This is a genomic window from Psychrobacter sp. APC 3281, assembly GCF_030407815.1.
GTDB lineage: Bacteria > Pseudomonadota > Gammaproteobacteria > Pseudomonadales > Moraxellaceae > Psychrobacter.
The window spans coordinates 354,080-367,511 of the sequence record NZ_JASDCS010000001.1; the positions used below are offsets into that span (position 1 = coordinate 354,080).

Consider the following 13,432-nt stretch of genomic DNA (forward strand, 5'->3'; position numbering starts at 1 on the left):
TTAATGGATGTTAGCGCATCATGACGCTAATTTGTGAGTCCTATCGTGCCTAGCTAAGACTTAACTTAGGTAAATACCTGCACTTCATGTAATTTCAAGCACGAAATCCCAAGAAAACTGCAATTGAGTCTTGCAAGATACTAAAAATCGGCATAGGCTAATCTATTTCGTTTTTATATTCATCTACACTTTTTATATTCATTCTGTTTAGGGATTACTATGCTGTCACACTGGGTACGAGCCATCTTACAAGCCACCGTCTATGACGTTGCTATTCAAACACCACTTGAAACGGCGCCCAAGCTGACCCAACGTTTTGCCAATGACATTAGATTTAAGCGTGAAGACTTACAACCAGTCAAATCATTTAAATTGCGCGGTGCCTATAACCGTATCAGTCAGTTGAGCGACGAGCAAAAAGCACGCGGCGTCATTTGTGCTTCCGCAGGTAATCATGCGCAAGGCGTGGCGTACTCTGCGCGCAAATTATCACTAAATAACATCATCGTCATGCCAACCACGACTCCTGATATCAAAGTGGATGCGGTAAGAGCACTTGGTGGCAATGTAGATCTGCACGGTGATAGCTTTGATCAAGCAAACCGCTATGCGATTGACCGCGCTGAACGTGAAGGCCTTACTTTTATTCCGCCTTATGACGATGAACTGGTCATCGCAGGACAAGGTACCATCGGTCTTGAGCTGACCCAGCAGTGGCGTAATATGGACTATGTATTCGTTGCCGTGGGTGGTGGTGGCCTAATATCTGGTGTGGCCGCATTCTTAGGCGAAGTGGCACCACATGTTAAAGTGATTGCGGTAGAAGCTGAGCAGTCAGCTTGTCTAAAAGCCGCGCTTGAAACAGGTGAGCGTGTCAAGCTCGAGCAAGTAGGATTGTTCGTGGATGGCGTGGCAGTCGCACAGATTGGCGAATTGCCTTTTGACGTTGTCCGTACACAAAAAAGCGATAACTCAGGTCCTATCGTTGAGACTGAAGTGATCACTTGTACCAATGATGAAGTGTGTGCGGCTGTCAAAGATATCTTTGAAGAAAACCGCAGCATCGTTGAGCCTGCTGGTGCGTTGTCAGTCGCTGGTATGAAAAAATATATCGAAGCCAACAATATCCAAGACAAAAACTGCGTCGGCATCATTTGCGGTGCCAATATGAATTTTGACCGCCTGCGTTATATCGCTGAGCGTACTGAAATTGGTGAGAAAAAAGAAGCAATCTTTGGGGTTACCATCCCTGAACAAACAGGCGCTTTCTTAAATTTCTGTCGCAGCCTACACGGCCGTAATATCACTGAGTTTAACTACCGTGCTGACAGCAAAAAATCACCAGATTCTATGGAGCCTGCCTCAATCTTCGTAGGTATCGCGTTAAAAGAAGGTGAAAAAGAGCGTCAAACCATCAGTAACCAATTGTCTGACGATGGCTACACTGCTCACGATCTGACCGACGATGATATCGCCAAGTCACATATCCGTCATTTGATTGGTGGTCACGCCAAGGTCGAAAACGAGCAGTTACTACAAGTGGTATTTCCAGAGCGTCCGGGCGCACTGCTGACTTTCTTAGAAAAATTGGGCGATGACTTTAATATCACTTTATTCCATTACCGTAATCATGGTGCCGCTGAAGGTCGGGTGTTAGTGGGTTTACAAGCCTCTGACAGTAACTCGCGCCAGCTACAAGATGCCTTACTAGATATCGGCTACGACTGTACCATGGTGAATGACAATATTGGCTATCAGTTGTTTTTAAGATAACCTCCTAAGAGTATGTTCCTAAGATGAATAACAAAAGCGGCTTCTCTTATGATTAGCCGCTTTTTGCATCATATAACCCGATACTAGGGAATGTCCCTATTTTAAAAATGGTGATAAACGTTTGAACTGGGAACACGTCCTAAGCACTACAATCACAAAAATACATTTGCAAATAGTAAAGTTGCCCTAATATTGTTTATATAAAACTATGATTTAATATAAAAACGAAGGCAGAGTGATTCTTATGAAGAAAAGTGCTGATGATAACCAAGGTTTGGTGAAAATCCGTCTCGATAAATGGCTTTGGGCAGCTAGGTTTTATCGTACACGCACCCTAGCCAAACAAGCGATTGAAAGTGGACGCGTGCACTATGCTGGTAGCCGGGTAAAAACCAGTAAAGAGATTTCAGTCGGAGATGAGCTAACCATTCGTCAAGGCTCAGCGACCGCTATGACTGAAAAGACTGTCGTTGTTGAGGCGCTATCTGCACAGCGTGGCAATGCGATTGCCGCTGAGGTACTATATTCAGAGACAAAAGAGAGCGAGACGCGCCGTGCTTACTATGCCGAACAGCGCAAACTGGCCAATCTTGCTCGTCCTGACAACAAGCCCAACAAAAAAGAGCGACGCGATCTACAGCGTTTTAAAAGTAATCAAGATTAAAACCGTTTCACTATCTCACCTTTTGGCCATGCATCATATGGCCAAAGCTTCATTGTTAAATGACGCTATTGTTTAGTCTCTATCCTTGCCATTCCAAGCATTAAGCGTTAAGCTAGCAGCTGATTCAATCGATTGCATGCTAATAAAAGCCGCATTAACAATGCTGGTCTCTTATAGCATGTTTTTTTTGTTATAGAAGGTCATATTATGCTGATGAAAGCCTGTACTCCCTCGTCTGTATTATTGGTATGTTTAGGAAATATCTGCCGCTCCCCTACTGCTGAAGAAGTTTTTCGTCAGCAAGCAGCGATTGCTGGACTATCTATAAAAGTAGACTCAGCAGGCACCAGTGATTGGCACGTTGGCAGTGCGCCTGATACTCGCTCACAACGTCATGCTAAGTCACACGGCTATAAAATTAATAAGCTGGTCGCTCGTCAAGTCAGTGCCAATGATTTTCGTGATTTTGATTTAATCTTAGCCATGGATTCACAGAATCTAGCTGATCTACAAGCTATCAAAGATGGCATTATAGAGTCAGAAGATAATTTGGCAACACTAGCGCTATTCAGTGAAGAAGACCCTACCTACTGCGGCAGCGATGTGCCAGATCCATATAAGTGCGATAACGATGATTTTGAAGAAGTGATCGAGCGTATCGAATCAAGCGCCCAAGCTTGGATAGAAAGCTGGAAAGCCTGCTAGCCATACTGTCTATATTTCTGCTACTCTTGCATCCGGTATCCTCTATAATATAGTTAATCCTCTATAAAAGAGCTACAGCGTTAACCTCGCTTGAAGTATCACAGTTACGTCTGCACTCAGTTGCCTTGTATCTCTTTTAAATTGAATCAACTATAGCTACCTTATCATTTATTATCCTTTTGCCACATAGGCTATGTTATGACCCAAGCTTCACGCCTTGACCACAGTACTCAGTCTACCATCAGCTCTGATGTTTCGAATGCTTCATCGACTGCCGTAGTCAATGATTCAATCGACTTGTCACATGATAATACTATGGCATTGGCCTGTGTTGCTGACTCTGTCGTGACATTAGAGAATGAGGCGCAGCTTGATGACTTTATGGCAGCTTATATAGAGGATACAGCAGACAAATTGCCACTGTTTGTACTGTCTGGCGGTAGTAATGTCTTATTACCTGCCGCTTTGAAAGCCATAGTATTACAGCCAAAGATGCGTGGTATTCATCTGACCAATCAAACCGACGATTATGTCGATATCGAAGTAATGGCTGGCGAAAACTGGCATGATTTGGTCGTACATACGGTCAATCAAGGTTGGTATGGGTTAGAAAACCTTGCACTAATACCGGGCCTGACGGGCGCAGCACCCATACAAAATATCGGTGCATACGGCGTACAATTAGAAGACCGCTTACAGTATGTACGCGCCTATCATTTGCCGACACAAACTTGGCACCATTTGTCAGCTGCTGATTGCCAATTTGGCTATCGTGACAGTATTTTTAAGCGTACACCAAACACTTGGCTTATTAGCCGTGTAGGTTTCAGATTACATACTGATCCTGCCAATATTTTAGCCAGTTATGGTGATGTACAGACTGTGGCGCAGCGCTATGCAGAGCAACAAGGGCGCGAGCAAGCAATGCCTGCTGAGGTTATGCAAGCCATTATAGATATTAGACAACAAAAGCTGCCAGATCCAAAACAGCTACCTAATTGTGGCAGTTTTTTTCAAAACCCTATTATCGCTCAGGAGCAGTTCACAGCGCTGCAAGCAATTTATCCAGCTATCGTTGGTTATGCGATGCCTGATGCAATGGTAAAGGTGGCTGCAGGGTGGCTCATTGAACAAGCAGGGTTAAAAGGCGGCGGCATTGCACCTATTTTTACGCATAAACAGCAAGCACTCGTACTGACCAACCATACACCTCAGCAAGCCACGCAAGAAGATGTAGCCATAGCGCAGAAACATATCGCTGCTACTGTCTATGAAAAATTTGCCATTCAATTGTCACGTGAGCCAGTCTGGGTAAATGCTGATGGCTCAATTGGATATGCTGAGCATGTGGCCTAAAAAATCATGGTCTAAGCGGCTATTATCTAAACGATTATGGCGATATTACTTGCGGTTTTCTGAACGCATGGTGACACTATTTCGCATTATCAATATTACTTTCATACTAGGCTCCACGTCTGTTATTTTAGTAATTATTAGCCTATTTACCCCGCTGTTTTCGCAAGCAATCGTTTATATCTTTTCTCTACTGCCGCTACCTGATATGCCTTCTGCTGCCATGAGCTCCCCGCCTACCGCTTATGTAGTCTTAGGCGGCGGTCTGACCAATGACCACAACAACCAAATTATCCTAAATCGTTATAGTCTTAATCGCGCTCGTACCGCTGCGGGCGCTTACCATGACTTACCCCTACCGATCGTACTGAGTGGCGCCGAAGCTCCATGGCTCGGTCAATGGTTGATGGAACACGGTATCGACGGACTGATCAGTGAAAATGCCAGCATGAATACATGTGAAAACGCCCGTTTTACAGCCAAACGCATTCCGTTACGCCATGTATATCTGATTACTGATAGCTATCATATGGCGCGTGCACGCAGACAGTTTGCCTTAAATGGTATCAATAGCACACCACTCCCTGCGCCACTGCCAGTAAGACGCGACTGGATGAAACCTGCGCACAACTTAAGCCACTCACGGCGCGCTGTCTATGAGGTCGCAGCCTACCTGCGAGATGTGATACGTCCACAGATGGACTGTCGCCATGCCAATGATGTGACTTCACAGCAGCTATTGACTCCAAGAGGCAATGCCGCAAAAGACTCTGACGAATAAACGTTAAAGATGTATACGATACCATTGAGAAACTCATTCTAAATGCTACCGATCATCCACTACATTTGTGATGGGTGTATAATAATAAGAGACACTGCTATTTAAGAGATTTGCCATGCTCAGTATATTTTTATTAATTCCATTAAGTCTCATGCTGTTTGTGGTTGCTATTTGGGCAGTGCGTTATGCGGTCAAGTCAAATCAATTCGAAGATCTGGACAATGCATCACAGCGTATTATATTGGATGACCGTCAAGAACGCCGCCAAACCATGCAGGCTCATGAACGCTCAGCATCTACCCAGCAAAAAGATAAAACAGCGGCAACTGATGGAAATAACGATAATTCTGAGATAGATAAAGATTCAAAAATCTAATTTATCTACCTTATAAATGCGTAATTTATTAGTGCCGTTTTATTAAATAATTCAGCACTAGCAAGTTCGCCCTTTACCATTCTTAGGAGACGCATTCATGACCATCGCTTTACTTGTGGCGGCATTACTAATGGGATTCTTTGGTTCACCGCATTGTTTAGGCATGTGTGGCGGTCTTGTGACCGCGTTTGGTCTGTCTATGAAAGATGTCAGCCCCGCCAAACGCCGTGCTTTGGTGGCTACTTACCATCTGGGGCGTTTAACGAGTTACGCATTATTGGGTTTGATTGCAGGGCTTATCGGTATTACCGTATTAAAGCCATTGATGATGGGTAATAGTACACCGCGTATTTTATTAGGATTGGTACTGGTATTCGTCGGTGTAACGATGCTTGGTGCACCGTTTTTGACTAAGCTCGAACGTTTTGGTATGCGCTTTTGGCAGTATCTTAGCCCATTGCGTCAAAAGGTATTTCCACTCAATACTTTTCCGCGCGCACTGACAGCAGGTTTGCTTTGGGGCTTTTTGCCTTGTGGTTTGGTATATGGCGCTCTACTAATTGCAGTCGTTGCTCATAATCCATTAAGCGGTGCTGCGTTGATGTTTGTCTTTGGTCTAGGGACCATACCGATGTTGGTTGCGACGCATGAGACGGTCGGTTGGCTACGTGATAAGATCGGACGTTTTCGCTTAAGACAGCTAAACGGTGCAGTTATGGTCATATCAGGTTTTGCAGTAGCGGTCGTGCCGATGGTCATGGCAAATATGCATGGCAGTCATGGTGAGATGAACCATAGTAGCCACGCTGCTATGATGTCTGATATGGACTCTCATGATATGAGCCAAATGAATCACGATATGGATATGGCAGAAGATATGGATCATAATATGCAAAATATGGACAACCATATGGATCATAGTATGCATGACATGAGTGATGAATCAGTGGACATGAATCACCATGAGCATACTGAAATGATGGAACACGCTCAATAAATTTATCGGTACAGATACTATTAACACTTCGCATATAAAAAAGCCCTCAATACCATTTGCGATATTGAGGGCTTTTGCTTGTTAAGTAGTGCTCAGTTTATAGCAATTATTCCTGCCATTGCTCAAGCGTAAATTTGGTTTCCAAGTGCTTCTCTAATGCCGGTATATTAAAGGCATCATCCTCACTCACAAAGCTGATACTAATGCCTGTCTGGCCCGCACGGCCCGTACGACCAATGCGATGCACATAATCATCTGGCTGATCAGGCAAAGTAAAGTTAACCACATGGCTGATATCATCGACATGGATACCGCGCCCTGCTACATCTGTCGCCACCAAGATAGACGCGTGACCATCTTTAAAGCGCTGTAAGTATTTCTCACGTTTTTGCTGAATGACATCGCCCGAGAGCATCACAATATTATGCGCTTGACGCAGTTTGTGATACAGACGCTTTACTTGGTCTTTACGATTGGCAAAGACGATAACCTTCTCTACTGCTTCATCACTGATAATACGCTGCAAGGCGTCTAGCTTTTGATCTTCTGTCAGCAAATAAAAATGCTGATCTACTAACTCGCTGGTCTTGTGTTCAGGCTCAATTTCAACAAACTGAGGCTCATGTAACCAGCGGTAAGCTAAATTCATCACATCTTGGTTAAAGGTTGCAGAAAACAACAAGCTTTGACGATCGGTATTGGCAGGCATTCGACCAACTAAGCGCTTGATATCAGGAATGAATCCCATATCTAGCATACGATCGGCTTCATCAAGTACCAGTACTTCTACTCTATCTAGATACACCATGCCTTTATTAGCAAGGTCAATTAGACGGCCAGGCGTCGCTACCAAGATATCAACGTATTGACGTTCAAGCTCGTGCTGCTGAGTTTCATAATTAGTACCTCCCATAATACAGACGCTATGTAGCGAGGTATATTTGGTTAATGCAATGCAGTCATCAAATATTTGCTGAGCCAGTTCGCGAGTTGGTGCCATGACCACAGCGCGCGGCTCACCAAGATAGCGCTCTTCGTCGTTGGTAAATGGACGCTTAAGCAAGGCTTCCATAATAGTCAGTAGAAAAGTCGCTGTTTTCCCTGTGCCCGTTTGTGCTTGTCCGATAGCATCTTGATGTGCCAATGTATGCGGTAGTATCTTTGCTTGAATGGGCGTCAATTCAGTAAAACCTAGATCACTTACTGCACGCAGGGTCGCTGTTGAAAGTGGCAAATCAGTAAACGTTGTAAAATTGCTCAAAAAAATATCCTTTTAAATGAATTGCTCGTATTTTATTAATTATAAATAGGCTCACAATGAACCTTTATAGTGTCAAATGTAGCGTTTAAATCGTAATCAGTAAGAGTAGCTTTATTAATTCTGCGGAGAACCACCAGACATATAGGCATAAAAAAAGCCAAGCCCGAATCCAACCCTACCAAATATGCTGCAGTTCACTCAACATAGGTAAGATAAGATGGGCTTGACTCAGTAGTATATCAGTAGTTTGTACAGACATTATAACTAAACCGCTTTAATGTCTGGGTAAATTACTCTTCTATCTTTCTGACTTCTTCAGCTTGCAGACCTTTGTCACCTTCTACTACGCTGAACTCAACTTTTTCGCCATCTTTTAGAGAACGATAGCCATCACCCTGAATCGCGCGGAAATGGACAAAAATATCTTCTCCGCTGTCACGTTGAATGAAACCAAAGCCTTTTGAGTCATTAAACCACTTAACGATACCTTGCTCACGAGCTGACATAATATTACTTCCTAAAAAAGTCCGCTTAGCCCTAGCTTCCTTTGCGACATTGCATATAAACAGGGTCTAAGATTATGAAATCAAAAATTAAGAGTATTACTACTCTACTTACCATCGTCTATGTAGTACTTCAATTACCTATATAGTGTGTCCATAACGAATTCGCTAAACGCGCTTATTGTCATGAAATTTGATGATAGCAACAAACTTGCAATATTTATTGCATAAAAAATATCATAGCACGGGTTTTTAGCAACATAAAGACTTTTAATATGCTTTTTGATATCTAGATAATTTTTTTAGACAAATTTTTATAACCCAGCTGACAAGCTGTTATGATAAAGAGCAAAATGCGTTGAAGCCAATTTAGCTTGGCAGCTCGCGCCTTAAATTATTCATATATTATTATAAATTATTAACATCGCTCAATAGTTACCGAGACCATTATGACCTCCTCTACTCCATCAAAAACAGCCAAACAATCGACTAACGAAAATTCAAATCAAATACTGACTTATAAATTACTACTGGTAAACGGCGTAAACTTGAATTTACTAGGCAAGCGGGAACCGCACATTTATGGTCATACGACACTTGCCGATATAGAAAAGCAACTAGTTGAGCACGCCGCTCGCCACGGCGTAGAGTTAATCTGTATACAGTCCAACCATGAAGGTAAGCTAGTAGACGACATTCAGCATCATGGATTATTGGCGGATAAATCTGCGCAAGTTGATGCTATCATCATCAATCCAGCTGCATTTACGCATACTTCAGTGGCTCTGCGCGATGCGCTATTGGCCACCCAAAAACCATTTATAGAAGTACATTTATCCAATGTTCATGCCCGTGAGCCTTTCCGTCATCATTCATATCTAAGTGACGTTGCGGTCGGAGTCATTTGCGGCTTAGGACAATTGGGTTATCAAATGGCGCTTGATTACTGGTTGAGCAATATGTATGCAGTTGACACAAACAAATGATATGACTGCGCTTACTTTTTTGTAAATGATTACTCGCGTCTTCACACATTAGTCAAACAGTAATCTTGCAATTAAAATAATAGAATTACGACTGAGCAAACAACCCATTATACGGTGACATGAATGGCAAAATCGTCCGGAAAACGCTTTATGAAACTCGCTGGTATGACAGCAAGTATTGCTGGCAAAGCCGCTAAAAACTCATTTAAGCATCTCTCAAGTGACGAAGAAAAACGTCTGCAAGCTCGCTCAGATCTGATGCAAGACGTGGGCGTTCAAATTGCCGAAACGTTGGGTGAGATGAAAGGCGCAGTGATGAAGGTCGGACAGATTGCTTCACAATATAAGGATGTGTTCCCGCCTGAGGTTGCATCAGCGCTCGAAAAGCTACAGAAAGATGCGCCGCCAATGCCGTATGCGCAGATACGAGCTCAAGTTGAACGCGAACTGAAAGCGCCAATCTTAGAATTATTCAGCGAGTTTGAAGAGACACCCTTTGCCGCAGCATCTATTGGACAAGTGCACAAAGCGACGTTGCCATCGGGTCAAAAAGTGGTAGTTAAAGTCCAGTATCCTGATGTCGATGAAAACTGCGATAGCGATCTCAAACAAGTGCGTATGGCATTAAAAATCGCTGGCGTGCTCAATATGAGTAAGCAACTACAAGAGCAGCTTTTCAATGAGATTCGCCAGAGTCTGCACGATGAATTGGACTATGTTAAAGAAGCTCATAACTTACGCGTATTCGGCGCTTTTCATGCAGAAGATGAAGGCCTTATTATTCCAAAAGTGATTAGCAGCCATTCTTCTAGACGGATTTTAACGTTGACCGAAGAGATGGGAGAGACATTGACTGTCGCTGCGACATGGGACAATGACGTCAAACAAAAAATAGCAGAGCGTCTGTTTCATTTTACCGCAGGGCAGCTGTTTGGGTTGTACCGTATGCACTGCGACCCTCATCCAGGTAACTTTGCGTTCCGTCATGACGGCAGTGTCGTGGCATATGATTTTGGGGGTATCCGCAGTTATAGTGATAGCGAAGTGCAGCTATTCAAACGCTTTGTCAAACATGCGCTAAGAGGTGACGTCACTGCACTTGAACAGGATTTGATTGCCCTAGATATTCGCCGCGAAGATGATAAGAACATCCCTGGTGAGTTTTATGAAAAGTGGCTATCGATTGGTCTAAAACCTTTATCTATTAGCCCGTATCAAGAAGGTTCATTTGATTTTGGCAGTAGCCAAGTCCATCACGAGGCAATTGCACAGATGCGTACGTCTTTAAAGTACTTTGGTCAGTTTCAACCCTCAGCCACCACTATGATGCTAGATCGTACTGTATCAGGACAATACTGGAATCTGGTCAATCTAGGCGTCGAGATCGACCTGTCTCCACTGGTTGATGAATACATCGATGCGTAATATATTCATGTACTTTCACGATTAAATCTATCTTTAGATATGTAGCGCGTGTCCACAACGATCGCAAAAGTCTGCCCCTACTGCATGGCCGAACTTACCACAGTTTGGACAAGTCACTGGGTTAAGTTGTGGACGCATGTTACGTGCTAGCTCTGATGTGAAAATACCTGTTGGTACCGCAATAATCGAATAACCCGTGATCATGACCATGGTTGCAATTGCTTGGCCGAGCGGTGTTTTGGGTGACATATCACCATAGCCAACCGTCGTCATGGTGACAACTGCCCAGTAGATAGACAATGGAATACTGGTAAATCCATTTTCCGGCCCTTCTACCACATAAATAATTGAACCAAAGATGGTTACCAATAATACAAGCGATAAGAAAAAGACCGTAATTTTCTGCTGACTGGTTTTTAATGCAGACGCTAAAAACCCAGCCTGTTGCATATAGGCTTTGAGCTTAAGAACGCGGAACACACGTAAAATACGTAATACCCGTATCACGAGTAGATACTGCACGCCCACAAACATTAAGCTCAAATAACTTGGTAATACAGATAGTAAGTCTACTATCCCAAAGAAGCTAAAAGCATAGCGTAAGCGGTTGGGTGCTGAGAACAGTCTTAACGCATACTCAATGGTAAACAAAATGGTAAAAAACCACTCTGCATAAAGGAACAACGTGCCATACTGCAAACGCATATATAGCACACTATCAAGCATGACGACGGCCACACTGGCTAAAATTGCAATCAGCAATACAATATCAAAGAGCTTACCCAGACGAGTATCTGTGCCTTCAATAATGATATGCGTACGGTTACGCAAGTGTGTAAGAGCTTCGGCGGTTGGTTGCTTCATAGAATCAGTACTTTATAAAATCAATGGCTTGATAGCACGCAATGACTTAAAATGTGATGGATAAGGGCAAGTTGGTCAAAATAGCTAAAACTGGTTTATAATATCGCTCACCTATCACAGTGAATACAATCTATAAGTTGCCACAGTGTAGCAAAAAAGCACTCTCAACAACATACAAATCGTTAACGTGCCAGTAGCGCTACTACCTCAAATAGACAAAGTAATGATAGTATAAAATTAGGCAATCAGATATCGAAGGTTGTTGTTGATCACTTTTTTTACCCATAAAAATAGTACGTAGAACTTAAGGATGTTATATGGCAGGCCATTCAAAATGGGCAAATATTAAACACCGCAAAGCCCGTCAGGATGCAGTAAGGGGTAAGATATTTACCAAGATTATTCGCGAAATCGTTTCAGCTGCCAAACAAGGCGATCCCGATCCTGACAAAAACCCACGCTTACGTGCCGTTATCGAAAAAGCCCTATCAGTCAATATGACGCGCGACACGATTAATCGTGCTGTCGATCGTGGTACAGGTGGCGGCGATAATGAGAATATGGAAGAAGTCAGTTACGAGGGTTATGGTGTTGGTGGTGTGGCTGTACTGGTCGAAACCATGACGGATAACCTTAATCGTACGGTCAGCGAAGTACGTCATGCTTTTACCAAGAATGATGGTAATCTTGGCACATCAGGCTCAGTGGCGTACCTATTCACTAAACGTGGCGAAATCACTTTTAACGATGTCAGCTTAGAAGATGAGGTCATGCTCGTTGCACTAGATGCGGGCGCCATTGATATCGAAAATGATGGTGAAAGCTTACTCGTTATCACTGAATGGGAAAGTTTCGGTCAAGTCCAAGATGCTCTTAATGCGGCTGGTCTTGTTTCTGACAACGCCGAGGTTACTATGTCACCATCTACCACGGCTGAGATCGACAATGTCGATGATGCTGAAAAGATCATGAAGATGATTGATATGCTAGAAGATGCTGATGATGTGCAAGAGGTTTATACTAACGTGAGCTTCTCTGCTGACGTCATGGCTCAGCTTGAAGCATAAGCGTATTAATTGTTCAGTAAAAAGTGCCAGATACTAAAAGTATTTGGCCCTTTTTTATTAAAATAGCTCCAGACTCAGTTTTACGTCCAACTTCCTTCTAATGATAGTAAATACTCTTTTTTATCTAGCCCGCCTGTATAACCACCGAGCTTACCGTCGCTGGCAATCACTCGATGACAAGGAACAATAATGCTAAAAGGGTTTTTGCCATTGGCCTGCGCAACCGCACGGAATCCCTTTGGACTGTTGACACGCTGCGCGAGTGTGGCATAGCTGATGGTTTCGCCATACTCGATACCTTGTAGTGCCTGCCATACTCTTTTCTGGAACTCAGTACCCATAGAGAGGTCTAAAGGCAAATCCAATGTCTTACGTTTACCATCAGCATAGTCTTTAAGTTGAAAAATCGTTTCTATTAATAATGCTTGAGCAGGTTCATTCATGCTTAGGCTATTTTTATCTATAAAGGTAAAGTCTTCGTCTGTCAGGCCATAGTACTTTTTAAGTTTGGGTACAGATTTTGAGCTATGCCATGAGTTACCTGCCAGCAGCCAGTTGGCTTCAACGAGCATAGGCTGACCATGCCCATTGACACGAGCAATCAGTGTTAATCGATGTGACCCAAAGGCTGCTGTGGTAACTATCATAGCGTCTACTTCCAAATTATCTCAAAAATG

General features: G+C 43.2%; 14 protein-coding genes. 10 read left to right on the forward strand and 4 right to left on the reverse strand.

Translation table 11 applies throughout. From position 1 onward, the window contains the following. The first annotated feature begins 219 nt into the window (after positions 1 to 219). The 7 genes from ilvA (at position 220) to QL886_RS01430 (ending at position 6,649) form a co-directional block, all read left to right on the forward strand. Entirely contained in the window at positions 220 to 1,773 is a 1,554-nt protein-coding gene (ilvA, locus tag QL886_RS01400; protein WP_290177377.1) for a threonine ammonia-lyase, biosynthetic, read from the forward strand. A 244-nt stretch (positions 1,774 to 2,017) separates the two neighbouring features. Next, on the forward strand, positions 2,018 to 2,437 hold the full coding sequence (locus tag QL886_RS01405; protein ID WP_201579447.1) for a S4 domain-containing protein: 420 nt from the start codon (positions 2,018 to 2,020) through the stop codon (positions 2,435 to 2,437). A 207-nt stretch (positions 2,438 to 2,644) separates the two neighbouring features. After that, positions 2,645 to 3,142 (forward strand): low molecular weight protein-tyrosine-phosphatase, encoded by a 498-nt coding sequence (locus QL886_RS01410; RefSeq protein WP_290177378.1) that lies wholly within the window; start codon positions 2,645 to 2,647, stop codon positions 3,140 to 3,142. 315 nt (positions 3,143 to 3,457) lie between these two features. Beyond that, positions 3,458 to 4,498 carry a UDP-N-acetylmuramate dehydrogenase gene (gene murB, locus QL886_RS01415; protein ID WP_290177465.1) on the forward strand — a complete coding sequence of 347 codons (1,041 nt, stop codon included), beginning with the start codon at positions 3,458 to 3,460 and terminating at the stop codon, positions 4,496 to 4,498. Positions 4,499 to 4,547: 49 nt separating this feature from the next. Then, positions 4,548 to 5,276, forward strand: coding sequence for a YdcF family protein (locus tag QL886_RS01420; RefSeq protein WP_228707098.1), 729 nt, complete (start codon positions 4,548 to 4,550; stop codon positions 5,274 to 5,276). A gap of 115 nt (positions 5,277 to 5,391) precedes the next feature. Further along, entirely contained in the window at positions 5,392 to 5,652 is a 261-nt protein-coding gene (gene ccoS, locus QL886_RS01425; protein WP_290177379.1) for a cbb3-type cytochrome oxidase assembly protein CcoS, read from the forward strand. 97 nt (positions 5,653 to 5,749) lie between these two features. Beyond that, positions 5,750 to 6,649: a sulfite exporter TauE/SafE family protein gene (locus QL886_RS01430; RefSeq protein WP_290177380.1), complete on the forward strand. Its 900-nt coding sequence runs from the start codon at positions 5,750 to 5,752 to the stop codon at positions 6,647 to 6,649. Positions 6,650 to 6,755: 106 nt separating this feature from the next. On the opposite strand, the gene QL886_RS01435 is transcribed toward QL886_RS01430, so the two are convergent. Together QL886_RS01435 and QL886_RS01440 are read right to left on the reverse strand one after the other, a co-directional pair. After that, complete coding sequence (locus QL886_RS01435) at positions 6,756 to 7,910, reverse strand: DEAD/DEAH box helicase (protein WP_102091784.1); 1,155 nt, start codon at positions 7,908 to 7,910, stop codon at positions 6,756 to 6,758. Positions 7,911 to 8,200: 290 nt separating this feature from the next. Continuing rightward, positions 8,201 to 8,416 carry a cold-shock protein gene (locus QL886_RS01440; protein ID WP_057760416.1) on the reverse strand — a complete coding sequence of 72 codons (216 nt, stop codon included), beginning with the start codon at positions 8,414 to 8,416 and terminating at the stop codon, positions 8,201 to 8,203. A 446-nt stretch (positions 8,417 to 8,862) separates the two neighbouring features. Here QL886_RS01440 and aroQ point away from each other — a divergent pair, with 446 nt between their 5' ends. Beyond that, on the forward strand, positions 8,863 to 9,399 hold the full coding sequence (gene aroQ / locus QL886_RS01445; protein WP_102093403.1) for a type II 3-dehydroquinate dehydratase: 537 nt from the start codon (positions 8,863 to 8,865) through the stop codon (positions 9,397 to 9,399). 123 nt (positions 9,400 to 9,522) lie between these two features. Further along, entirely contained in the window at positions 9,523 to 10,824 is a 1,302-nt protein-coding gene (locus QL886_RS01450) for an AarF/ABC1/UbiB kinase family protein (RefSeq protein WP_238068042.1), read from the forward strand. A gap of 33 nt (positions 10,825 to 10,857) precedes the next feature. On the opposite strand, the gene QL886_RS01455 is transcribed toward QL886_RS01450, so the two are convergent. Continuing rightward, the gene (locus QL886_RS01455) at positions 10,858 to 11,688 is read right to left on the reverse strand and encodes an ion transporter (protein ID WP_290177381.1); all 831 of its coding nucleotides are present in this window, start codon (positions 11,686 to 11,688) and stop codon (positions 10,858 to 10,860) included. 317 nt (positions 11,689 to 12,005) lie between these two features. On the opposite strand from QL886_RS01455, the gene QL886_RS01460 reads away from it, so the two are divergent. Then, positions 12,006 to 12,755 (forward strand): YebC/PmpR family DNA-binding transcriptional regulator, encoded by a 750-nt coding sequence (locus tag QL886_RS01460; RefSeq protein ID WP_290177382.1) that lies wholly within the window; start codon positions 12,006 to 12,008, stop codon positions 12,753 to 12,755. An 80-nt stretch (positions 12,756 to 12,835) separates the two neighbouring features. On the opposite strand, the gene QL886_RS01465 is transcribed toward QL886_RS01460, so the two are convergent. Then, entirely contained in the window at positions 12,836 to 13,402 is a 567-nt protein-coding gene (locus QL886_RS01465) for a methylated-DNA--[protein]-cysteine S-methyltransferase (protein WP_290177383.1), read from the reverse strand. Positions 13,403 to 13,432: the final 30 nt, after the last annotated feature.

Bases quoted from the DNA above. Each gene is read 5' to 3' on its own strand.
- QL886_RS01460 (WP_290177382.1), top strand. From the start codon at position 12,006: ATGGCAGGCCATTCAAAATGGGCAAATATTAAACACCGCAAAGCCCGT.
- QL886_RS01410 (WP_290177378.1), top strand. From the start codon at position 2,645: ATGCTGATGAAAGCCTGTACTCCCTCGTCTGTATTATTGGTATGTTTA.
- ccoS (WP_290177379.1), top strand. From the start codon at position 5,392: ATGCTCAGTATATTTTTATTAATTCCATTAAGTCTCATGCTGTTTGTG.
- QL886_RS01440 (WP_057760416.1), bottom strand. From the start codon at position 8,416: ATGTCAGCTCGTGAGCAAGGTATCGTTAAGTGGTTTAATGACTCAAAA.
- QL886_RS01455 (WP_290177381.1), bottom strand. From the start codon at position 11,688: ATGAAGCAACCAACCGCCGAAGCTCTTACACACTTGCGTAACCGTACG.
- QL886_RS01430 (WP_290177380.1), top strand. From the start codon at position 5,750: ATGACCATCGCTTTACTTGTGGCGGCATTACTAATGGGATTCTTTGGT.
- QL886_RS01405 (WP_201579447.1), top strand. From the start codon at position 2,018: ATGAAGAAAAGTGCTGATGATAACCAAGGTTTGGTGAAAATCCGTCTC.
- QL886_RS01450 (WP_238068042.1), top strand. From the start codon at position 9,523: ATGGCAAAATCGTCCGGAAAACGCTTTATGAAACTCGCTGGTATGACA.
- ilvA (WP_290177377.1), top strand. From the start codon at position 220: ATGCTGTCACACTGGGTACGAGCCATCTTACAAGCCACCGTCTATGAC.
- murB (WP_290177465.1), top strand. From the start codon at position 3,458: ATGGCATTGGCCTGTGTTGCTGACTCTGTCGTGACATTAGAGAATGAG.
- aroQ (WP_102093403.1), top strand. From the start codon at position 8,863: ATGACCTCCTCTACTCCATCAAAAACAGCCAAACAATCGACTAACGAA.
- QL886_RS01465 (WP_290177383.1), bottom strand. From the start codon at position 13,402: ATGATAGTTACCACAGCAGCCTTTGGGTCACATCGATTAACACTGATT.